Annotated in this window: 21 protein-coding genes and 1 pseudogene; 6 read left to right on the forward strand and 16 right to left on the reverse strand. The window is 73.6% G+C overall.

Annotated features, from left to right (window positions below; genetic code table 11):
• Positions 1-20: 20 nt before the first annotated feature.
• A complete protein-coding gene (locus tag ABXS69_RS06100; protein WP_366179874.1) occupies positions 21-1,028 on the reverse strand; it encodes a LacI family DNA-binding transcriptional regulator in 1,008 nt (335 codons plus the stop codon).
• A 68-nt stretch (positions 1,029-1,096) separates the two neighbouring features.
• Complete coding sequence (locus ABXS69_RS06105) at positions 1,097-1,801, reverse strand: SGNH/GDSL hydrolase family protein (protein WP_366179875.1); 705 nt, start codon at positions 1,799-1,801, stop codon at positions 1,097-1,099.
• Positions 1,802-2,017: 216 nt separating this feature from the next.
• Between ABXS69_RS06105 and ABXS69_RS06110 the strand changes: the two genes are divergently transcribed.
• Entirely contained in the window at positions 2,018-2,407 is a 390-nt protein-coding gene (locus ABXS69_RS06110; protein ID WP_366179876.1) for a hypothetical protein, read from the forward strand.
• 276 nt (positions 2,408-2,683) lie between these two features.
• On the opposite strand, the gene ABXS69_RS06115 is transcribed toward ABXS69_RS06110, so the two are convergent.
• On the reverse strand, positions 2,684-3,310 hold the full coding sequence (locus ABXS69_RS06115) for a hypothetical protein (RefSeq protein WP_366179877.1): 627 nt from the start codon (positions 3,308-3,310) through the stop codon (positions 2,684-2,686).
• Positions 3,311-3,533: 223 nt separating this feature from the next.
• Between ABXS69_RS06115 and ABXS69_RS06120 the strand changes: the two genes are divergently transcribed.
• Positions 3,534-3,890: an RNA polymerase-binding protein RbpA gene (locus ABXS69_RS06120; protein ID WP_159522924.1), complete on the forward strand. Its 357-nt coding sequence runs from the start codon at positions 3,534-3,536 to the stop codon at positions 3,888-3,890.
• Between the two features lie 151 nt (positions 3,891-4,041).
• Here ABXS69_RS06120 and ABXS69_RS06125 read toward each other — a convergent pair whose 3' ends face one another.
• The 8 genes and pseudogenes from ABXS69_RS06125 to ABXS69_RS06160 all read right to left on the reverse strand — a co-directional run bounded on the left by ABXS69_RS06125 (position 4,042) and on the right by ABXS69_RS06160 (position 12,776).
• Complete coding sequence (locus ABXS69_RS06125; RefSeq protein WP_366179878.1) at positions 4,042-4,806, reverse strand: polyprenol monophosphomannose synthase; 765 nt, start codon at positions 4,804-4,806, stop codon at positions 4,042-4,044.
• Positions 4,803-6,440: an apolipoprotein N-acyltransferase gene (gene lnt / locus ABXS69_RS06130; RefSeq protein ID WP_366179879.1), complete on the reverse strand. Its 1,638-nt coding sequence runs from the start codon at positions 6,438-6,440 to the stop codon at positions 4,803-4,805. Before lnt ends, ABXS69_RS06125 begins: the two co-directional genes overlap by 4 nt.
• A 53-nt stretch (positions 6,441-6,493) precedes the next feature.
• Entirely contained in the window at positions 6,494-9,463 is a 2,970-nt protein-coding gene (locus tag ABXS69_RS06135; RefSeq protein WP_366179880.1) for a DEAD/DEAH box helicase, read from the reverse strand.
• A gap of 20 nt (positions 9,464-9,483) precedes the next feature.
• Positions 9,484-10,347 (reverse strand): twin-arginine translocase subunit TatC, encoded by an 864-nt coding sequence (tatC, locus tag ABXS69_RS06140; protein ID WP_366179881.1) that lies wholly within the window; start codon positions 10,345-10,347, stop codon positions 9,484-9,486.
• Positions 10,348-10,437: 90 nt separating this feature from the next.
• Entirely contained in the window at positions 10,438-10,695 is a 258-nt protein-coding gene (gene tatA, locus ABXS69_RS06145) for a Sec-independent protein translocase subunit TatA (protein WP_073451972.1), read from the reverse strand.
• Between the two features lie 87 nt (positions 10,696-10,782).
• A complete protein-coding gene (locus tag ABXS69_RS06150; protein ID WP_366181549.1) occupies positions 10,783-11,124 on the reverse strand; it encodes a WYL domain-containing protein in 342 nt (113 codons plus the stop codon).
• A gap of 79 nt (positions 11,125-11,203) precedes the next feature.
• Positions 11,204-11,803 (reverse strand): annotated as a pseudogene (locus ABXS69_RS06155) (WYL domain-containing protein); the annotation flags it as partial.
• A gap of 1 nt (position 11,804) precedes the next feature.
• Positions 11,805-12,776: a WYL domain-containing protein gene (locus ABXS69_RS06160; RefSeq protein WP_366179882.1), complete on the reverse strand. Its 972-nt coding sequence runs from the start codon at positions 12,774-12,776 to the stop codon at positions 11,805-11,807.
• A 51-nt stretch (positions 12,777-12,827) separates the two neighbouring features.
• Between ABXS69_RS06160 and ABXS69_RS06165 the strand changes: the two genes are divergently transcribed.
• The 3 genes from ABXS69_RS06165 to hisG all read left to right on the forward strand — a co-directional run bounded on the left by ABXS69_RS06165 (position 12,828) and on the right by hisG (position 15,259).
• Entirely contained in the window at positions 12,828-14,009 is a 1,182-nt protein-coding gene (locus ABXS69_RS06165; RefSeq protein ID WP_366179883.1) for a DUF3866 family protein, read from the forward strand.
• Between the two features lie 123 nt (positions 14,010-14,132).
• On the forward strand, positions 14,133-14,396 hold the full coding sequence (locus tag ABXS69_RS06170; RefSeq protein WP_366179884.1) for a phosphoribosyl-ATP diphosphatase: 264 nt from the start codon (positions 14,133-14,135) through the stop codon (positions 14,394-14,396).
• Between the two features lie 17 nt (positions 14,397-14,413).
• The gene (gene hisG, locus ABXS69_RS06175) at positions 14,414-15,259 is read left to right on the forward strand and encodes an ATP phosphoribosyltransferase (RefSeq protein ID WP_366179885.1); all 846 of its coding nucleotides are present in this window, start codon (positions 14,414-14,416) and stop codon (positions 15,257-15,259) included.
• 41 nt (positions 15,260-15,300) lie between these two features.
• Here the strand turns inward: hisG and ABXS69_RS06180 are convergent, their stop codons facing one another.
• Together ABXS69_RS06180 and ABXS69_RS06185 are read right to left on the reverse strand one after the other, a co-directional pair.
• A complete protein-coding gene (locus ABXS69_RS06180; RefSeq protein ID WP_366179886.1) occupies positions 15,301-16,368 on the reverse strand; it encodes an ABC transporter substrate-binding protein in 1,068 nt (355 codons plus the stop codon).
• A 57-nt stretch (positions 16,369-16,425) separates the two neighbouring features.
• Positions 16,426-17,265 carry an ABC transporter permease gene (locus ABXS69_RS06185; RefSeq protein WP_366179887.1) on the reverse strand — a complete coding sequence of 280 codons (840 nt, stop codon included), beginning with the start codon at positions 17,263-17,265 and terminating at the stop codon, positions 16,426-16,428.
• 423 nt (positions 17,266-17,688) lie between these two features.
• Here ABXS69_RS06185 and ABXS69_RS06190 point away from each other — a divergent pair, with 423 nt between their 5' ends.
• Positions 17,689-18,681 (forward strand): DMT family transporter, encoded by a 993-nt coding sequence (locus ABXS69_RS06190; protein WP_366179888.1) that lies wholly within the window; start codon positions 17,689-17,691, stop codon positions 18,679-18,681.
• On the opposite strand, the gene ABXS69_RS06195 is transcribed toward ABXS69_RS06190, so the two are convergent.
• The 3 genes from ABXS69_RS06195 to putP form a co-directional block, all read right to left on the reverse strand.
• Positions 18,661-19,254, reverse strand: a complete 594-nt coding sequence (locus ABXS69_RS06195) for an isochorismatase family protein (RefSeq protein WP_366179889.1) — start codon at positions 19,252-19,254, stop codon at positions 18,661-18,663. The genes ABXS69_RS06190 and ABXS69_RS06195 overlap by 21 nt on opposite strands.
• A 94-nt stretch (positions 19,255-19,348) precedes the next feature.
• Positions 19,349-19,795, reverse strand: a complete 447-nt coding sequence (locus ABXS69_RS06200) for a holo-ACP synthase (RefSeq protein WP_366181550.1) — start codon at positions 19,793-19,795, stop codon at positions 19,349-19,351.
• A gap of 97 nt (positions 19,796-19,892) precedes the next feature.
• Positions 19,893-21,377, reverse strand: a complete 1,485-nt coding sequence (gene putP, locus ABXS69_RS06205; protein ID WP_366179890.1) for a sodium/proline symporter PutP — start codon at positions 21,375-21,377, stop codon at positions 19,893-19,895.
• Between the last annotated feature and the right edge of the window lie 107 nt (positions 21,378-21,484).

Here is a 21,484-nt window from a genome sequence, read left to right on the forward strand (position 1 = left end):
CGCCGATGGGGGCGCACGGCTCAGGTGGTCCGGCCGACGATGAGCTCGACGGGGAGCTCGATCGGAGCGATCTCCAGCGCGCGCAGCTCAACGCCGTCGCGGACCGCCTCGATCTGGTCCAGCAGCTCGGCGACGGCGCGGCGCGAGAGCACTGCGATGGGCTGCCTGATGGTGGTCAGCCCCGGCACCGCCTGGCGGGTCGCCCGCGTGCCGTCGAATCCGATGACTCGCAGGTCCTCGGGGACGCGCAGGCCCGCCGATCGGGCCCACTCCACGACGCCGGCCGCAGTGAGGTCATCGGTGGCGAACACGGCGTCGAAACCACCGAGGCGGCTGGTCAGCTCGTCGTTGATGCGCTGGGTTCGCTCCGGCTCAGGGGTGTTGAAGTCGACGGCCACGATCCGGGGCTCGATGCCGGCCAGGGCCAGCGTGGACCGATAGCCGGCCTCACGGCCGTTGCGCCTGCCCGTGCGCGAGGTGAGCAGCAGCGGGCGGTGCGCCCCCCGCTGGAGGAGGTGCTCGGTGGCGAGCGCGCCTCCCCGGACGTTGTCGCAGCGGATGTTGGGGATGGTGGGGGAGAGGTCGCGGTCGATCATGACCAACGGCATGCGGACCGTGCCGTAATCGGCGAGGTCCTCGTTGTGGGCCGACGAGATGATGCCGTCCACGCGATGCGAGACGAGCAGGTCGAGATACTCCCGCTCGCGCTCGGCGCGGCCCTGGGAATTGCACACCAGGATGCGGTAGCCGTGCTCCGCCAATGCGATCTCGAGCTGCGCGGCGAGCTCGCCGAAGAAGGGGAGGGCCACCGTCGGGACGATGACGCCGATGCTCCGGGTGGCCATGCCGTGCAGGACGCGGGCGGCCTGGTTCGGCCGGTAGTTGAGCTCCGCGATGGCGGCGCCGACCCGCTCCTTGGTCGCCTCGCTGAGGTAACCGCGGTTGTTGATCACTCGTGACACGGTGGTCAGCGAGACGCCCGCGACCTCGGCGACATCGGCGAGCGTCGGCTCTCGGCGCTGAGGCACAGCAACTCCTATGTCTTGACGTCTGGACGGAAACCGCGGGCAAGCCTATGCCCGCGCGCACCGGAGCGCTACAGCGGGGCGCCACGCGACGGCGCGCCGGAGGGCGGGGGAGCGGGGACCAGGCCGGAGACCATCTCGCGGTAGACGGCGATCATGGCGCGGGCGATGGCCGCGTGACCGGCGTCGTTGGGATGGATCCCGTCGATCGCGAGCTTGTCCTCGTTGCCGTCGATCGCGGTGCTCATAGCGTCGGTCGAGGCCAGGCCGAGGCGGGTGGCGTGGTCGTGGACGAGCCGGTGGACGATGCCGAAGCGCGGGCCTATGCCGAGGGCGGGGAAGTAGGGGGCGACGATCGTGGGAACGCCCGGGAGGCGCTCAGCCAGGAAGGCGAAGTCGTGCTCGATGGCCTCCTCCACGAGGTCCCGCTGGGAGGGCAGGAGCGCGGCGTCGTTGAGCCCGAGGCAGATGGTGACGACATCGGGCTCGACCCGAAGGACCGCCTCCAACCAGGTGGTGTCCCGGCAGGAAGGGGAGCGGCCGCCCCCGGGCAGCTTCCCGCCGCGCCGGCTGAAGAAGCCGATGCCGTCGGCCGCCAGGCTCACCTCCCGCCAGCGCAGGTGCTCGCAGACCAGTGACGAGAAGCGGTTGCGGGGGTGGCTGACCGAGGTCCAGCCCGTGACGACGGAGTCTCCCAGGAAGACGGCGGTGGGGTGGGTTGTCAGCCGGGGGACCGTTGGGCCGTGGGATCCTGCGGGCGAGCCTGGTGACGTCATGGCTAGAGCGTAGGCCGATGGCCCGGGCCGCGCAGGTCGACAGGGCCGCTCGCGACGGCGCGCCACCGAGAACGACCGGGCGGGCGCGTCGGCGCCACGAGAGCGGGGCGCGCGCTCGGAGGCGCTTATGTCATTTCCGCGTCGGCGCGAATCACTACCAGCCTCCTCCCAGGTTGCTCAGGGCTTCGACGAAGGTCGCAGCCTTAGTGTCCGATCATGGCCGGAAGTAGGACCACTGAGACCTTGACAGGGACGTCGGAGACGATTTACATCGACGAGTCAGGGGTGCCGATCGAGGCGCCTCACGACCGGTTCGACGACCGCCCGGGCGCGTTCGCCGAGGGTGTCCCGGATCCGCTGGGCCGCGGCCTCCTGGCGCCCGTGTGGCGCACGGGGATCGGCGCGGGAGCCATCCTGGCGTGCGTCGGGCTGCTCGCGATCGTCCTCGGGCGCGGAGCGGTCGCGCTCGTGCTGTGGCCGCTGGGGGCCTTCGGCCTCGTCGTGGGGACGACGATCATGATGGTGACCTTCCGAGCCCGTCGGCTAGTGCTCGACATGACGACGGCGGAGGAGCCCGGCCGAGGCGGCGGGACGGGAGCCGCTTGACGGGCGGGCGGGGAGCCCCCGTTGACGCGAAATGACATAATGTCCATTATCGGCGAATGATGAGAGGGGTCGCGCGCGGAGTCGTCCTTCATCACCGCTCCGGCCATCACCTCGCGCGCCCCGGCGCTCCCCATATCGGCGGCCCCAGACCTTCGCCTTCAACGCGCTCTCCGTCACCGGCGGCGGCGCGGTCACGACCCAGCGCGGTGGGCGCAAGGTCGTCGAGCGCAAGCGGTTCAGCGTCGTCGGCGGGATGTGCCCGCACTGCAAGGGCCTCTAGCCCCGCGCGACGACCCTGGCGGCCAGGTCGAGGACGCGCGAGGTGATGCGGTTCTGGATCCGCATGGAGCGCTGCCAGTCGCCCGCGATGAGCAGGGAGTGATCCGCCTGGGGGAACTCCAGGACCTCCAGGTCCATCCGGGGGCGGGGACCGCCGCGCCACGCCGGGTCCGCGGTCCCACCGGCGACGAGCGCGGGCGTCTTGCCGAGCTCAAGGGCGGCGAGGACCGCCTCGTCGTCGAGCACGGGGGTGAGCCAGGCCGCGGGGATCGCCTCGCGCTCCGCCCAGGGGGCCAGTCGAGTACCCAAGGACTTGCCGACGATCAGCATCGGCGACTCCCGGCCGGTCATGCGCTTGGACACGGACCGCGTCCAGTGCGCCTGGCTCTCCAGCTCCTCCAGGCCGCTCGGCGGCTCGTCCCATTCCAGGGCCACCACCGCCCACCCCGCCTCGGTGAGGGCGGTGGCCGGCCAGAACAGCAGCGGCATGGAAGCCGTGTAACCGAGGCCGGGAACCACGAGGCACAGACCCAGGGGCTCGGCGCGGCGCCCGGGCCAGCAGAGCCGCAGGCGCGCCCGTGATCCGCGCGCCGTGGGCCGCAGGGCTGTCATGGCGTCGGGCATCAGGGCCTCCTCCAGCCATTCGTTCAGGGTATGGCCTCAGCATCTCACGTGATGGGGCCGCGCGCCCGCGAACGCTATGATGTGGGCTGGCCCGACGCGGTCCGGGAACACTCCCGGCCCTCCCCGTGTTGAGGCCCACGGCGTCGGCCGCCCCTTGGCCCCTCACCCGCGCGGTGATCGGGCGGGACGGCGCCCCGATCCACCGCACCCAGGAGGCACAGGCATGGCAGACCGCGCACTGCGAGGCATGACCATCGGCGCAAAGTCGATGGAGTCCGAGGAGGGCGTCGAGTTCGTCCAGCGACAGGAGATCACCTACGAGTGCCCCGAGGCGCACGTCACGGTGGTCCCCATGGCGATGGAGGCGGAGGTCCCCCAGACCTGGGAGTGCCCCGAGTGCGGTCTTCCCGCGGTGCGCCTCGGCGAGGAGGACGAGCCGGAGTCCGATGAGCCCAAGAAGGCCCCCCGCACGCACTGGGACATGCTCCTGGAGCGCCGGGAGATGGACGAGCTCAAGGTCCTCCTCGACGAGCGCCTGGAGATGCTGCGCACCGGCGAGATCTATCGCGAGCGCTTCTGAGCGCCCTCATAGCAAGGCCCCGAAGAGACAGGCGCGGCCGGGCGGCTCCCATGAGGGGCCGGCCCGGCCGCCCTTGTGCTCCCAGGGCCGCTCTACCGCGCCCCGGCTGTCCCCCGGCGCCGGAGCGCTCGCCCAGCAGCCAGGACCGCGCTCACTTCCGCCTCAGGCGCTGGGCGGCGGCGGAGACGAGGCCGGCGAGCTGCGCGCCCCGCTTGGCGGCGCCCCAGCGGGTCACGAGGGCGAGCTCCTCGGTGAAGATGCCGCCGCTGAGCTTGGATTGGCCGGCCTCGCGCTCCAGGAAGGTGATGGGCATCTCGACGATCCGCCCGCCGGCCTCGTCGACGAGCTTGGTCATATTGACCTGGAAGCCGTAGCCAAGGGCCTGGATCGCCGATAGGTCCATGCGCCGCAGCAAGTCGGCCCGGTAGGCGCGGAAGCCGGCGGTGGCGTCCTTGACGCGCAGGCCGAGCATGGCGTTGATGTAGAGGTTGCCCGCGCGGGACAGGGCCACGCGCTTGGCGTCCCACCCCTCGGTGGCGCCCCCGGCCACCCAGCGCGAGCCGATGACGAGATCCGGGGCGTCGGCCATCTCGGCGCGCTGGATGAGCAGAGCGAGGTCCTCCGCACGGTGGGAGCCATCGGCGTCCATCTCGACGAGCAACTCGTAGCCGGCGCCCAGTCCCCAGGAGAACCCGGCGAGGTAGGCGGGGCCGAGGCCGTTCTTCTCGGTGCGGTGCAGGACGTGGACCTGCTCGTCGGCTGCGGCGCGGCCATCGGCGAGGTCACCGGTGCCGTCCGGGGAGTTGTCGTCCACGACGAGGATGTCGGCGGCCGGGGCGTGCTCGCGCACCCGGTCCAGGGCCGCTGGCAGTGACTCGATCTCGTTGTAGGTGGGGATGACGACGAGTGCCTTCACGTCCGCTTCCTCCGTGTGGTCGATGATCGCCCAGTGCCGTGCGCCGAGCCTGACGCGCGACGGCGCTCCCGGTATCCGCCACGCGGGGCGCGAGCGGCCCGGCGCCGTCGTCCAGCTGCCACCATACCGGTGATGGTGAGCAGCGCCCCAGCGATCAGCGTGAGACGCGCGGGCCAGTGCCCCAGCCGGTCGGCGATGGTCAGCGTGGTGCGCAGCGGAAGATCCGCTACGAGCGAGGACTGCTCATTGTCGGGGAGCACCTGCTCGACGACCCCGCGGGGGCTGATGACGGCGGTGGTGCCGGTGGTGGAGACTTGGAGGACGGCGCGGCCGTGGGCGACGGCCTGAACCCGGCCCTGGGCGATCTGCTGGCCGGTCTCCGAGGTGCCGATGAAATTGGCGTTGTTCGTGGGGATGATGATCGCCTCGCCTCCCTGCCGGACGCCGTCGCGCAGGAGATCGTCGTAGGCGACCTCGAAGCAGATGCCGATGGCCAGTGGCACGTCCCGCCCCTGTGAGCCCGATGGCACGGCGAGAGTGGTCGGTCCGGTCCCGGGGAGCATGTCGACGCCGATGCGGTCCACCTGGGTGGTCACCCTCCTGATCCAGGGGCGCAGGGGGACGTGCTCGGCGAAGGGCACGGGGCGGTGCTTGCGGTAGTACGGGCCCGCTCCCGTGATCGGGGACCACAGGAGGAGGTCGTTGTAGCGCGCGTCGTCCTCGTACTTGACCGCTCCGACGAGGATCGGGGCGCCGATGACCCGGGCGGCCCGGTCAATGCGCCGCGCTGATGCGTAGTGGTCGCGCGGGTCGAGGTCGGCGGCGTTCTCCGGCCAGACGACGGCGTCGACGGCCCCAGGGCCGATCTCGCCCGCGAGGCGGGCGGTCTCATCGGCGTGCTTGCCGGTGACCTCCAGGGCGCGGTCGTAGGAGGCCTGCGCGTCGGCGACGCTGCCCTGGACGGCGGCCAGGCGCAGGGTGCCGGACTCTGCCTGGGAGGGCATGCGGATGGCCAGCGGCGCGACGGCGGCGGCTCCCGCGACGATGAGGGCGGTCAGCGCTCCCAGGCCCGGGCCGTGGCGCAGGGCGCGGGCGGCCTCGGCCAGGAGGGCGCCGATGAGCGCGACGAGCAGGCCGAGCCCGGCCACGCCTCCGATGGAGGCCAGGGGCAGGAGCGGGGAGTCGGCCATGGCGAAGGCGAGGCGCCCGAAGGGGAAGCCTCCCCAGGGCCAGGAGGACCTCAGCTCCTCGACGGCGGCCCACAGCACCGTGAGGGCGATCACCCGGGCAGCGGCGCCGCGCCAGCCCGCCCCGCGCCCGTCGTCGAGCGGCCCGAGCCGGCTCACCCAGGACCAGGCGGCGCCGAGCAGCGCGAGGTAGGCGGCCTCGGTGATCGTCAGCGCCACCCAGCCCAGGGCGTTGCCCATGGCGGGCACCGTGAAGTGGAGCAGGGGGGCGAAGAAGGCCAGCCCGACGACGAAGCCGAGCCAGGCGCTCCTCCCCCACGTCCGCCCGCGCGCGATGATGCCGAGCCCGGCCACGCCCAGCGCCGCCGCCCACCACCAGTCCAGCGGGGCGAAGGCCGAGGCGAGGGCCAGGCCCGAGGCGGTCGCCCAGGCGGTGGGCAGGATCATCCCCCGCAGCGCGCGGGCGAGGCGCTCCCCCCGGCCCGGACCAGCGCCCGCGCTCACACCCCGGACCACGCGACCACCCCCCTGCCGACGTCGAGGCTCGCCTTCGCGGCGGTGAGCGCCAGCGAGGTGAGAGCCTCCGCGTCGCGCGGGTCCGCGCCCGGCTCGGGGACGAGTCCGGCGAGCTGGCTCAGGACGTCGAGGAGCTGCTTGGCCCAGCGCACGAAGTCCCCGGCGGTCATATCGGTGGAGTCGAGGACCTCGGCCAGCCCGGCTCCCCCCGCCCAGGCGGCGACGGCCCCGGCCAGGGCCGGCTCGGCGCCCGGCGAGTGGGCGATGCGTCCCAGGCCCTCCAGGTCGTTGATCAACCGGGACACCCGCAGCTCCCCGCGCAGCACCTGCCCCAGCCTGCTGCCAGGGGAGACGGGCAGGCCCAGGGACTGCGCGCTCAGGCGCGGCTCGTACACGCATGCCGAGACCGCCCCTGCGAGATCGGCCGGTCCCAGGGCGTCCCAGAGCCCGGAGCGCAGGCACTCGGCGATGAGGAGGTCCCTCTCGGCGTAGACGCGGGCGAGGAGGCGCCCGGCACTCGTGACCCGCAGCTCGGCCTCAGGACGCCCCTCCTCGACGGGCTCGAGGTAGCCCAGTTCCAGGAGGACCTCGCAGACGGCGTCGAAGAGCCGGGCGATCGTGCCGGTGCGGGTCTCGATACGGGACATGATCCGGGCGGCCTCGGCGCGGGCCTTGGCCCACTTGCGCCCCACTCGGGCGTGCTCCTCGCGGTCCGGGCAGCCGTGACACGGATGGGCGCGCAACTGGCGCCTCAGGTCCTCTACGCGCTCGGCTGTGGTCGCCCGGGCGCGGCCCTCCGCCTCGCCGCGCCGCTGGGCGGGGCTGGTGCGGCGCCGCTTGCGCGCGGGCGCCTCGGAGAGCGTGCCTGAGCGGATCGCGTCGATGAGGCGCCCGACGAGCCGGTCGCGGTGCTCACGGCGGCGCATGTCCACACTGCTGGCCACGCGCAGGGAGCCGAGCCTCATGACGCCGTCGGGCGAGGTGTCCGGGCTGAGGGTGACCACGCGGCCGTCCTCCCCCAGGACGGTCAGCGCCGGGGCCCCGGTGCGGTCCTCCCCGCCGGAGAGCACCACAGCGTGCCGGGAGCGCCGCCCCTTGCGGTAGACGACGACGTCGCCGCGCCGAAATGAGGCCATGGACCGCCCCGCCTCGACGCGGCGGGCTGAGCGGCGCTCGGAGGACAGATCCGCCTCCGCCTCGGCGATCTCCTGGCGCAGGGCGGCGTACTCGCGGAAGTCCCCGAGATGGCAGGTCATCCGGGCCTCGAGCCCCTCCAGGCCGTGGCGCTTGCGACGGGCCTGCGCGGCGAGCTCGACGACGCCCCGGTCGGCCTGGAACTGGGCGAAGGAGGACTCCAGGACCTCCCGCGCCCGCTCGCGGCTCGTACGGCCAAGCAGGTTGACCGCCATGTTGTAGGTCGGCCGGAAGGCGGAGACGAGCGGGTATGTGCGCCGGGAGGCCAGCGAGGAGACGAGGGAGGGCTCGACGTCGTCGGCAGCGAGGACGATCGCGTGGCCCTCGGTGTCGATGCCGCGACGCCCCGCGCGGCCGGTGAGCTGCGTGTACTCACCGGGGCTGAGGGTGACATGCGCGGAGCCGTTCCACTTGCGCAGCGACTCCAGGACGACCGTGCGCGCGGGCATGTTGATGCCGAGCGCCAGGGTCTCGGTGGCGTAGACGACCTTGACGAGGCCGGCGCTGAAGAGCTCCTCGACGGTCTCCTTGAACACCGGGAGCAGGCCCGCGTGGTGCGCGGCCACGCCCCGCTCCAGCGCCGAGGCCCATGAGTGGAAGCCGAGGACGCCCCGGTCCGTCGCGGGGATGCCGGCCGTGCGGCGGTCGATGACCTCCCGGATGCGCTCGGCCTCCTCCCGGGAGGTCAGGTCCACTCCCCCGGCCATCGCCTGGCTGACGGCGGCCTCGCAGCCCGCGCGGGAGAAGACGAAGACGATCGCGGGCAGGAGGCCGGCCCCCTCGAGGGCGCTGATGACGGTCAGGCGCGAGGGCGGGCGGAGGCGCCCCAGCCGGGCGCCCCCCGCGCCGCGCCGGGGGGCCCGGCCGCCGCGCTTCCAGGGCTGGGGGCCGTCCCCGCCGCGGCTCTTCGAGGCGGCGCCCTCGGCCGCGGCGGCCCGCTGGGCGGCGCGCACCGCCTTGACGAGATCGGGGTTGAGGGGCGGGGCGGGCTCCGACGGCGGGGCGCCGTCATCGCCTCGGGCGCCGCCCGGGGCGGCCTCGGAGGCGGCGCCGCTGTGGGAGTACAGGGGCAGGAGCCTGCGGCCCACGATCATGTGCTGGGTGAGCGGCACGGGCCGGTGCTCGGAGACGACGACGGTGGTGCTCCCCCGCACCTCACCGAGCCACTGCCCGAACTCCTCCGCGTTGGAGACGGTGGCGGACAGGGACACGACCCGAACCTCGGGGGCGAGGTGGATGATGACCTCCTCCCACACGGGGCCGCGGAAGCGGTCAGCGAGGTAGTGGACCTCGTCCATGACGACGTAGCCGAGGCGGTCGAGGTCCCGCGAGCCCGAGTAGAGCATGTTGCGCAGGACCTCGGTGGTCATGACGATGACGTCTGCGTGGGGGTTGATCGAGGTGTCGCCGGTCAGCAGGCCGACGCGCTCGGCGCCGTGGCGGCGCGTCAGGTCGAGGTACTTCTGGTTGGACAGGGCCTTGATGGGCGTGGTGTAGAAGGTCTTGAGCCCCTTGGCCAGTCCCAGGTGGACGGCGAACTCCCCGACGACGGTCTTGCCGGCGCCGGTGGGGGCGGCGACGAGGACGCCCTCATCGCGCTCGAGCGCCTGGCAGCCGGCGACCTGGAAGTCGTCGAGCTCGAAGCCGAGCCCGGAGGCGAAGGCCGCGAGCTCGGTGCGCGAGGCGGCCTGGCGGCGGCGGTCGGCGGCGTATCGCTCCGCGGGCGAGGCGGGGGCGTCTGAGTGGCGAGGCGGCGTCATCGGCATCGGGAGCGCGCGGCTCAGGAGGCCGACCCCGGCCCGGCCTCGATCGCGGATCGCGAGGGGCGGGCGAGGGCGGCGTCGAGCTCGGCGTCAAGGGCCGCGCGGCGCTTGGCGAGGCGCTTGTCGTGGCGGATGGCGATTCCGCAGGCCCCGAAGTACAGGGCGATGATCGGGATGGACATGAAGATCATCGACCAGGGATCCGGCAGGGGGTTGGCCACGGCCATGAGCGCCACGATGCCCACCACGGCCCACCGCCAGCCGCGCAGGAGGGTGCGGCCCTTGACGAGCCCCAGCTGATTGATCGCCACGAGGACCTCGGGGAGCAGGAAGGTGAGGCCGAAGACGAGGATGATCCGTGTGACGAAGGACAGGTAGGGGCTGGCATCGATGAACCCGGTGGTCGCCCCGGCCGGGATGAAGCCGGTCAGGATGTCGATGGCGTGCGGGAGGATCCAGATGCCCAGGGCGACGCCGGCGAGGAACAGCAGGGCTCCGATGCCGCAGTACAGCCAGGCGTAGCGCTTCTCCTTGCGCGTCATGCCCGGGCCGACGAACGCCCAGAACTGGTACATCCACATGGGCGAGGAGAGGATGAAGCCGAGCCAGATGGACACGCGCAGGCGGATGTCGAAGGAGGACAGCACCGTGCCGAAGTTGAGCGACAGGTTGGCGCCCTTGGCGTTCGCCTGCGAGATGGGGCGCGTGATGAGGGCGAAGGCGGAGTCGTAGAGGAAGTAGCCCGCGATCGAGCCGACGACGATCGCGATCGCCGAGATGACGATGCGGTTACGCAGCTCGCGTAGGTGATCCCCTATGGACATGCGCGCCTCGGGGTTGTCCTTGCGGCGGGCCTTGGAGGCCTTGGGCACGGTGACCATGAACTGCTTCCTGCGACGGCGGGTGTGTCTGGCCGCTCTGCTGCGGCGTTGATCCGGGTGGATGTGGGTGCGCTCCGGGGCGTCAGGCTCTCACTGCTGGTTGGTGCCCTCGGCGTTCTGCTGGGGGGCGGCCTGGCCCGGCTGGGTGGGCTGGGTGTAGTACGTGCCCTGCTGGGGCTGCTGGATCTGCGCGGGGGCGTCGTCCTCGCGGAGCTCCTTGACCTCCTTCTTGAACACCTTCATCGACTGGCCGAGGCTCGAGGCGATCTCGGGCAGCTTGCCGGCTCCGAAGACGAGGAGGATGACGACGAGCAGCACGATCCAGTGCCAGGGCTTGAGGGCTCCCATGATGATTCCTGCTTCCGCTTGACGATGCGCGTTGTGATCGCACCCGAGTGTAGCGGGCCCGGGTGAGGGCCCCGCTCACCGCTTCGCTCAGGCCGGGGGGTTTCCACCGTCGGCGTAAGCGTCGAGCGCGGCGAGGGCGGCCTCCCTCGCGCTCCGGGCCAGGCGCGCGGGGGCGACGGAGCGCAGGTGGCGCCCGGCGGACAGGACGAGGCCGCGCAGCCAGTCCCAGTCCCGCCCCTCGACGACGGCGCGGATGGACCCGTCGTCGAGGATCTCGGCGCGGGTGCGCGGCAGCTGCTCGATGAGCCAGCGACCGGTGGGCTCGAGGACGAGCTCTGCCGTGGGGGCCTCGATCGCGTCCTGATCGCGTCCGGCGCCGCGGCGCCTCCGGTGGATGGCGCCCGGGGCGCTGAGGACGCTCGCGGCCAGGACGCGATCGAGGCGGAAGCTTCCGCTCGGCCCGGGCGCTCAGGCACCAGGCGGTCAGGGTGAGCGTGGAGCCATCGGATCGCAGGGCGATGGGGTCGACGTCGCGCTCGGAGGGGGCGTCGGTGGCCGAGACGTAGGAGAGGTGGAGCCTGCGCCCCTCATCGAGGGCGCGGCGCACCTGGGCGAGGATCGTGGCGGGGCCCGCCTCGGGGGCGGGACCGGAGGTGCCGGGCTCGCCGGGAGCCTCAGGCGCGCCGAGGGCGTCGTCGTCGGGCGCGGGCGCCGCTGGGCCGAGCAGGGAGGCCAGCGCCCTCTCGGCGCCGCCCAGGGCGGTGGCGGCCCCGGCGTCGGCACCGAGGAGGCCGCGCAGGACCCTCAGGGACAGCAGGAGGGAGACGGCCTCCACGTGGGATAGACGCACGGGGCGGTCGAGGCCGTGGGCCTGGCTGAGGCTGAGACGGCCCGCCTCCCAGGCGGTCGCGGAGAAGTCGACGAGGTCGTCGTGCAGGCCGTCGGGCAGGCCGGAGACCCACAGGGTCCCCACATCACGACGGATCGCGTCCTCGTCGACCTCGAAATGGGCGGCGGCCTCGGCGATGGTGGCACCGTCGTTCTCCGCCACCCACGCTGGCAGGGCGAGGAGGCGGACGAGGCGCGCGGCGGCGGGCGTGCGGGCCATGTCAGTCCTCCCTCTCGGTCACGGCATCGGCCGCGGTCCCGGCCGCGCCACGCAGGTGCGCGAGGACGGCCTCGCGCAGGTCGGCGGGCCCGAGGACGACGACGGCGTCGCCGAGCGCGGCCAGGGCGCCCGCGAAGCTGAAGGGATCGGCGTAGGGAACGCGGATGAGGTCGCGCCCCCGCCACCGCTCGCCGGGCGCGCCTTCAGGCGGGGCGTCTTGCGCTCGGGCCCGTAGGCCGAGGGCCCTCCCGGGCATGACGGCGAGCCGCGCGGTCCTGGGCTCAGAGGCGGCGGGGGCCGGTGGCTCGAAGGCGCCCGCGGGGCCGATGGGGGTGATGGGCCCGAGGATGCGCGCGAGGCGGAATCTGCGGGGCTGGCCGGCGTCCCGGTCCCAGGCGTCGAGGTACCAGGCGCCCTCAAGGCGGGTGATCCGGTGGGGCTCGACCCGACGGGCCCGCGTGGCCCCGGAGCTGCCGGGTGAGGAGGAGGCGTAGTCGAAGGCGACGGCGCGGCGCTCCTCGATGGCGGTCAGCAGCGTCAGGGGGATCTCGTGGCCGGCGAGGTCGACGGTGAGGTCCGGCATGGCGCCGCCGCCCGTCTCGGCGACGGCGCGCAGCTTGGTCAGCGCCCGGCGGGCAGCGGCGGGCAGGGCGCCGTCGGACCAGGAGGAGGCGGCCAGGGCGATGGCGCTGGCCTGGGCAGAGTCGAGGCGGATGGCGGGCAGGGCGTAGTCGGCGTCGTCGATCCGGTAGCGGACGGCGTCGGAGGGGCCCTCGGTGAGGATGGCGATGCCGAGCTCGCGCAGGGCGTCCTTGTCCCGCTCGAACATGCGGGACGCGGTGGCGCCGCCGGCCGGGTCGTAGCCGGACACGTCCCGGATGATCTGCGCGGCGGTCAGGCCCGTCCGGGTGGCGCGCAGGGCGAGCAGGAGGTTGATCTGCCGTTCCTCGGCGGGGATGGCGGTGGTGGGCACGCCTCCAAGCGTAGGCCCCGCCACCGCCCGCGACTCATCTATGGTGGCGCCATGATGCTGCGCGATGCCGAGATCGCCTCCCTGCGGAGGGCCTGGGGCGCGCCGGGCCGACGCTGCGCCGAGCTCGAGGCGCGGATCACCGCCGCCCCCGAGGGCGCCACCGCGCTCGTGGAGGGAGAGGCCTGCCGGGCGGTCGCCTATGAGGCGCTCGGCGGCCTGCCGGAGCCCGGAGAGCGCGTCCGCCTGGAGGTCTCCGCGCTGGCGCGCCGCCTGGGCACCGGCGGGCACGCGATGGTGACGACTCGGCTCGACGTCCTCCCCGCCGACCCCGCGCCCGGCGGGCACCTCGTCAAGGCCCGCTACATGCCGGACCAGGTCATGGTCACCGGCGTCGATGAGCAGGACACCGAGCACCACCGCGTTCTGGCCGCGCCCATCGGCGAGCGGGCGCTGGACGGCGCGCCCGTGGTCGTCGCGGACCTCCACTCCAGCCTGCCCGCGATCCTCGCGGGCCTGCGCCCCCCCGGCACCGCTCCCGGGCCCGGACCGCGGGTCGCCTATGTCATGACCGACGGCGGGGCCCTGCCCCTGCCCTACTCGCGGGTGGTCTCCGCGCTCGTCGAGGCCGGATGGCTGGCCGGCACGGTCACCGCCGGTCAGGCCTGGGGAGGGGACCTCGAGGCGGTCTCCGTCCACAACGCCCTGCTCGCGGCCCGCCATGTGCTGGGCGCGGGGGTCATCGTCGTCACCCAGGGCCCGGGGAACCTGGGCACGGGCACCCCCTGGGGCTTCTCAGGGGTGGCCTGCGGGGAGGCCATCAACGCGGCCGCCGCCCTCCGCGGGCGCCCGGTGGCCTGCCTGCGCGTGTCCCAGGCGGACGCCCGGCCCCGGCACCTGGGGGTCTCCCACCACTCGATGACCGCCTTCGGGCGGGTCGCCCTGGCCAGCGCCGACGTGGTCGTCCCGGTGGGCGCTCCCGACCCCGCCGGCATGGAGGGCTTCTGGGACCGGACCCGCGAGCAGGCGGCCTCCGTCTGCGCGGAGCGCGGGCGCGGCCAGCGGCACCGGCTCGTCGAGGCGCGAGCCGAGGGGCTGCGCGAGGCGCTGGAGGCCATGGAGGCGGCCACCGGCGTCCGCCTGTCCACCATGGGACGGCGCCTGGACGCCGACGAGGCCGCCTTCATCGCGGCGGCCGCGGCAGGCAGGCACGCGGCGTCCCTCGTGACCCGGTAGGGCGGACCGCCCGGTGCGACGGGGCCCGGGCCGCTCCCCCGCTCCCCCGGCCGCCGGGCCCCGGGCCTCCGCGCCGGTGAGACCGGTGAGGGGAGCCGCGCTGGCGTGGACTAGCCTGGCGCCATGACACGCTTCGAGGACCTTTTCGCGCAGTTGCAGGAGCTGGCCGCCACGCGGCCCGAGGGCTCGGGCACCGTGACCGAGCTCGACCGCGGCGTCCACTTCATCGGCAAGAAGCTCGTGGAGGAGGCCGCGGAGGCCTGGATGGCCTGCGAGCACGAGTCCGATGAGGCCGCCTGCGAGGAGCTGTCCCAGCTGCTCTACCATGCCCAGGTCATGATGATCGCCAAGGGCTACACGCTCGACGACGTCTACAAGTACTTGTGAGCCGGAGGACCACGACCATGCTGCGCATCGCCGTCCCTAACAAGGGCTCCCTGTCCGACCCCGCCATCTCGCTGCTCAAGGAGGCGGGCTACCGCGCGCGCCGTACCGGGCGCGAGCTGGTCCTCCTCGATGAGGCCAACGACGTCGAGTTCTTCTTCCTGCGCCCCCGCGACATCGCCGTGTACGTCGGCCAGGGCACGGTCCACGCCGGCATCACTGGCCGCGACCTCCTCCTGGACTCCGGCGTCGCGGCCACCGAGCACCTGGCCCTCGGCTTCGCCCGCTCGACCTTCCGCTTCGCCGCCCCCGCCGGAGCCATGAGCGATCTCTCCGATATCGCGGGCAAGCGCATCGCGACCTCCTACGACGTGCTCGTGCGCGCGTTCCTCGCCGAGCGGGGCATCGAGGCCGCCACCGTCCACCTCGACGGCGCCGTGGAATCCTCCGTCCACCTCGGCGTCGCCGACCTCATCGCCGACGTCGTCGAGACCGGCACCACTCTGCGCGCCGCCGGGCTGGAGGTCTTCGGCGAGCCGATCCTCGCCAGCGAGGCGGTCCTCATCACCACCGAGGCCTTCGCCGGCGAGCCGGGGCTGGCCACGCTCGTGCGGCGCATCGAGGGCGTCATGCGGGCGCGCTCCTACGTGCTCATGGACTACGACGTGCCCGTGAGCCGCCTGCGCCTGGCCACCGAGATCACACCGGGCATCCAGTCCCCCACGGTGTCACCGCTGCAGAACCCGGACTGGGTGGCGGTGCGCTCCATGGTGCCGCGCGCGGACATGAACCGCCTCATGGATGAGCTCTACGAGGTCGGCGCTCGCGCGATCCTCGTCTCCGAGCTCCTGGCCTGCCGCCTCTGACCGCGCCCCGGGGCGCATCCTCGGGCCCTGGAGCGCGCCCGTCAGCCGGCGAGCAGCGGCTGGCAGACGGCGTCGGCGGTCACCGGCGTCGAGCCGAGGATGCCCTGACCGCCCAGGAACTCGATCATGGCGGCCGCCCTGGCCCGCTCGAGCGCCCCGATGGTGGTGTCGGAGCCCTGAGGGGCGATGAGCCCGGCCGTGGCCACGGCGACGGCGCGGGCCTGCGCGGCCTGGGCGTGGTCCACCAGGTCGGGCACGTACTGGCGGGTCGCGGCCACCGCGGCGTCGGGGTCGGCCACGAAGGCGGCCATGCCGCGCGAGGAGGCCGTGACGGCGTCGGCGAGCTCGGCGCGGCGCGCCTCCAGGACCGCCCGCGTGGTGACGAGGGAGGCGCCGATGAGGGGGATGTCATCACCGACGGGGATGGTGCGCACGGCCACCCCCGACTCCTTGAGGCCGACGGCGTCGTTGTTCGAGAAGCCGATGATCGCGTCGGGCCTGGAGGTGTCACCCGTGTCGGGCTTGGGCTGGGCGATGGCGGCCTGCTGTGTGAAACCGATCTCGAGGATCGTCAGGTCGGACTCGCTCAATCCCGCGTTCCGCATCGCCACCTGGAGGGCGTACCAGTTCTCCCCCGTGCGCCCGGGCAGGCCCACGACCCGGCCCCTGAGGTCGGCGAGCGAGGCGACGGCGGAGTCCTCGCGGGCGATGACGCATCCCGGGTAGCGCTGGTAGTAGCCGCCGATGACCACGAGCGGCGAGTCGTTGGAGGCCGCGACCACCGCCTCGTCGGCCCCGGCGATGACCATCTGCTCGGTGCCGGCCAGCAGTGCGTCGAAGAGCCCCTCGGAGCCGCCGTGGTGGCGCAGCTCGACGGCCGACCCGTAGTCCTTATCGGCCAGGGCCATGTAGAAGGGCGCGAACTGGATGTTCGGCGTGTAGGTCAAGCCGATGGTCAGCCGGCCGCCCGTCGCCGCGCCGCCGGACCTGAGGGCCTGGGAGGCGGTGCCCGACGAGCAGGCGGCAAGGGTGCCGCCTCCGGTCAGGGCCAGGGCGGAGGCGATGAGGCCCCTGCGGGTGAGGCGGGGGCGGGAGGGCTGGCTGGTCACGGTGTTCTCCTCGAGCGGCACGGGTCGCGGGGCGGTTCGGTCGGCGGTCAGGGGCGGTCAGGTGGCGCGCCGCCCGCGCAGGGCGGCGACGGTCCGGCTGCGGTGCTCGGCGGCCAGCAGCAGCCAGTGGACGGTGGTGGCCATGGCGCACAGCAGGGTGATGGTGGCGAACAGGCCGGTGGTGTCGACGGCGTCACGCTGGATGGACAGCAGCTGTCCCATGCCGTCGCCGCCCATGACCATCTCGCCGATGACGGCGCCGGTGATGGACAGGGTGAAGGCCGTGCGCACGCCGGCGAGGATCGCCGGCAGGACCATGGGCGCCTCCATGTGGATGATCATCGTCCAGCCGTGCGCGCCGTCGAGGCGGGCCGCGTCGAGCACGTCGGTGTCCAGGCCGCGCAGGCCCAGCAGGACGGTGACGGTGATCGGGAAGAAGACCATGAAGGCGCACAGGACGACGATCGGCACGGTGCCGTAGCCGATCCACAGGACGAGCAGGGGGGCGATGGCGATCGCGGGGACCGCCTGGCTGGCCGCCACGTAGGGCAGCACCGCGCGGCGGAAGAGCTCCCAGTGGTGCAGCATCCAGGCCAGGGGGATCGCGAAGGCGGCCGCGCTGGCGCAGCCCAGGACCGCCTCGCGGAGCGTCACCCAGGCGTAGTCCAGCAGGCCGGCTCTCGTGGTGGCCAGCCACAGGCGCTCCAGGACGCGCAGCGGGTCCGGCAGGAGGATCTGCGGGATGGCGCCGCTGCGGGAGGAGGTGAGCCAGAGCAGCAGGACGACGGCGCCCACCAGGAGCGCGGGCAGGGGCCCGCGGCGCTCGTCGCCCCGCCGCCTGCCGCGCCACGAGGGTCGTTCCGCGCTCGTGACGCTGGGGCTGCTGCCGCCTGGCACGTCGGTTCTCCTCCGGGCTCTCCCCCGGTGGCCCCAGGGGCGCTCTCCGGGGTGATGGGCCTGCGGCGCGCGGCTCCCGTGGCGGCTGGCGCTGGCAGCGCCTGCGCGTGGCCGATCCGGCTCACGCGGCCGCCCCGTGCTTCCTCCCATCCGGACTCTCACCGTCGGCGCCGGAATCCCACCGGCTCAGCCGAGCCGATCCGCCCGGCGGGCGGAGGGCTCGGGTCGCGGACTCTCACCGCCGGCTCGGACTTCCACCGACCCCGGAGCACGTTGCTGAGGTGACTCTACCCCGAGGGGGCCCGCGCCGCCCAACGGCGCGGTCGGGGCACGCCATCCACGCGTCGGCCCCGTGACGAGGCCGGGCGCGCCGGGACGCCCCGGGAGCGGTGTGGGCCGCTGGCAGATCTACTATCGGGAGGAGTGAGCCGTCCCCTATCCCGTCCCGCCCCGGAGGTCGCCATGCCGCGCAGCGCCGCGACGCCGTCGTCCCGCGCGGCGGGACCGGCGCTCCTCGCCGCGATCCTCCCCACGGCCACCCTGCTCCTGGTCACCGCGATCTGGGGATCGACCTTCTTCATGCTCAAGGACGCCCTCGACCTCGTGGGGGCGGCGGACTTCCTGGCGGTGCGCTTCGCGATCGCGGGCGGCGTGGCCTGCGCGCTGTCCTGGCGGCGCCTGCGCGCGCTGAACCGCGCTCAGGCGCTCGCGGGGATCGGCGTGGGCGCGGTCTACGGGCTGGCTCAGATCGCCCAGACGGTGGGGCTGCGCTACACCCCGGCCTCGACGGCGGGCTTCGTCACCGCCCTGTACGTGGTCATCACGCCGATGCTCGCGCTCGTGCTTCTACGCACGCGCGTGCCCCGGGTGACGTGGCCGGCGGCCGTCCTGGCGCTCAGCGGGGTCAGCGCGCTGAGCCTCGACGGCCTCGCTCCGGGCGCGGGCATCCCGCTGCTCCTGGCCTCGGCGTTCCTCTACGCGTTGCACATCGTGCTCCTGGGCCGCCTCGTCCATGGGCAGGACCCCCTGAGCCTGACCGCGCTGCAGATGCTCGGGATCTGTGCCGTCCTGTGGCCGGCGGCGCTGCCGGGCGGAGCACGGGTGCCGATGGCGTGGGGCGTGTGGGGCCCGCTGCTGTGGATGGCTCTGGCCTCGGGCCTTCTGGCCCTCCTCCTCCAGACCTGGGCGCAGGCGCGGATGAGCGCGACCCGGGCGGTGGTGGTGATGAGCCTCGAGCCGGTCTTCGCCTCGCTGTTCGCGATCCTCGCCGGTCAGGAGCCCATGACCTGGCGGCTCGGGGTGGGCGGCGGGCTGGCTCTGGCGGCGATGCTGCTCTCCGAGCTCGGGCCCGTGGTCCGCGCCGAGGGCCTGGCCCGGCGGGGTGGGCGGGCGGCCTCAGGGATCCGCTCTGCCTGAGTCCAGCGCCTCCACGCCGGCGACGGCGAGCTCGGCGAGGACGGTCGGCGCGCCGCCCTCGCTCACGGGCGCGGTGAGATCGGTGAGCACCCGGGTGGTGTAGCCCAGGGCCGCCGCCTGGAGCGCGGTGGCGCGCACGCAGTAGTCGAGGGCGAGCCCGACGACGTCGACCGCGCCGATGCCGCGCTCGCGCAGCCACGGGTCGAGGTAGGTCCCGGAGGTCGGCGCGTCGAGGCCCTCGAAACCCGAGTAGGCCGCGGAGTACTGGCCCTTGTAGAAGGCGGTGGCCCCCGGCGCGGCGGAGGTGATCTCGGGGCGCAGGGCGGCGTCGTCGGTGCCGGCGGCGCCATGGACGGGCCAGGTGCCCACGAAGTCGGGGGAGGCGGAAAAGTGGTCACCGGGCTGGATGTGCCAGTCCTGGGTGGTGACGATCAAGGCGTAGTGGGTCCCCGCCCCGCCGGCGAGCCAGGAGGCGATGCGCCCAGCGACTGCGGCGCCTCCCGGCACGGCCAGGTTGCCGCCCTCGCAGAAGGCGTTCTGCACGTCGACGATGATGAGCGCACGTTTCGTCATCGTGGTCCCCTCTCCGACGCCGTCTCGCCCTCCTGCCTGAAGTATCGGCCTCCGCGCGCAGGCGGCACCATCCCGGCGGTCACGGATCGGGCGATCAGGCGCCGGCCCACAGGACGATGGCGGCGGCCCAGTCGCCGTCGTGGGTGAGGGAGACCGGCCAGTGCTCCGGGGAGGCCGCCCCGGCCCCGAGACTGGACTCGACGGCGTCGGCGATGGCGCCGGTCAGGCTCAGCGACGGGCGCCCCCAGCGGTCGGAGACGAGCTCGATCTCGCGCCAGTCCACGGACTCCGGGGCGATGACCGGCGCGGCACCGCCGCCCCGCTCCTCCCGGGCCCTGGCGACGAGCGCCTGGCTCCAGGCCTTGATGAAGGACTCCTTGGCTGCCCACCTGGCGGCCAGCGGCTCGGCGACCAGCGCGCCTGCGCGATCGGCGCGGCGCTGGGCCTCGCGCAGCTCGCGAGCGGTGAAGGCCCGCTCGGCGAAGACGGTCCCGGGGATCGTCAGCTGGTGCGCCAGGCCCGGCACGTGGACGAGGTCCATGCCCACGGCGCCCACGGCGCCCACGGTGGCCGTGCGAGCGCCTGGGCCGTCGGCGCCGTGCGCGCCGTCGCCGGTCAGCCGGGGCAGGCGGGGCGCCTCAGCCACGGGAGGCGGCGACGGCGCGGGAGAACTCCTCGTCGACGTCGGGGTGCGGGGTGCCCAGGCGGGAGGCGCCCCAGGCCACGGCGAGATTCGCCAAGAAGCCGGGGACGATCTCGTACAGGTCGAAGATTCCGCCGGGGCCGCCGTCGACGTTGCCCCAGATGATGACCATGAGGGCGCCCGCGGCCATGCCCGCCACGGCTCCGACGGAGGTCAGGCCGCGCCAATAGAGGCTCAGCAGGACGGTCGGGCCGAAGGAGGCCCCGAAGCCCGCCCAGGCGAAGGCCACGAGGGCGAGGATCGTGTCGTTCTGCTCCCAGGCCATCACCGCCGCGACGAGGGCCACGACCAGCACCGAGGTGCGCGACATGATGATGAGGTGCCCGCCCGAGGGAGGGTCCCTGCGCAGCGCCCGGTAGAGGTCCTCCACGAGGGCCGAGGAGGTCACGAGCAGTTGGGAGGAGACCGTGGACATGATGGCCGCCAGGATCGCGGCGAGCATGAAGCCGGCGACGAGCGGGTGGAACATGAGCCGGCCGAGCTCGATGAAGACGGCCTCCGGGTTCGTCAGGCGCGAGGGATCGCGCCCGTACTCGGCCACGCCGACCACGGCAGTGCCGGCGGCGCCGGCCACGGCGAAGAGCATCCAGCCGATCCCGATGCGCCGGCCCTGGACGGCCTCGCGCGGGGTGCGGATCGCCATGAAGCGCACGATGATGTGGGGCTGGCCGAAGTAGCCCAGGCCCCAGGCCAGCGCTGAGACGATGCCGATGGTGGACACCGAGGGCCCCCACAGGGCCCAGTAGCCGGGATCGACCTCGCTGACCCGGTCGGCCAGCTGGAGGGGGCCTCCGGCGCGCGCGATCCCCACGATGGGCACGGCGACGAGCGCGGCGACCATCATGAGGCCCTGGACGAGGTCCGTCCAGGACACCGCGAGGAAGCCCCCCACGAGCGTGTAGAGCACGGTGATCGCGGCGACGAGAGTCATTCCGAGCCGGTAGTCCATTCCGAAGGAGGACTGGAAGAAGACGCCTCCGGCCACCATCCCGGAGGACACGTACAGGGTGAAGAAGACGAGGATGATGAGCCCGGAGGCCCAGCGCAGCAGGCGCCTGGGGTCGTGCAGGCGGTTGTCGAGGAAGCTCGGGATCGTGATGGAGTCCCCGGCGACCTCCGTGTAGGCGCGCAGTCGCGGCGCGGTCACCTTCCAGTTGACCCAGGCGCCGATGGTCAGGCCGACGGCGATCCAGGCCTCCACGAAGCCCGAGGCGTACAGGGCGCCGGGCAGGCCCAGGAGGAGCCAGCCGGACATGTCCGCCGCGCCCGCCGACAGGGCGGCGACGAAGGGGTTGAGGTCGCGACCGCCGAGCATGTAGTCATCGATGTCGTTGGTGCGGGTGTAGGCCCACAGGCCGATCATGATCATCGCGGCGAAGTAGATGATCATGGCGATCGCCTGATAGGTGGTCTCGCTCACGGGGGCCTCCAGGAGGGTGTGGTCGGTGCTGGGCGATTCTCGGGCGCGCGTCACCGACGACGGCGCGGGATCCCGGCACGTGAGAAGAGTAGGACCGAAGTCCCTGG

Source organism: Actinomyces timonensis, from assembly GCF_040702965.1.
GTDB lineage: Bacteria > Actinomycetota > Actinomycetes > Actinomycetales > Actinomycetaceae > Actinomyces > Actinomyces timonensis_A.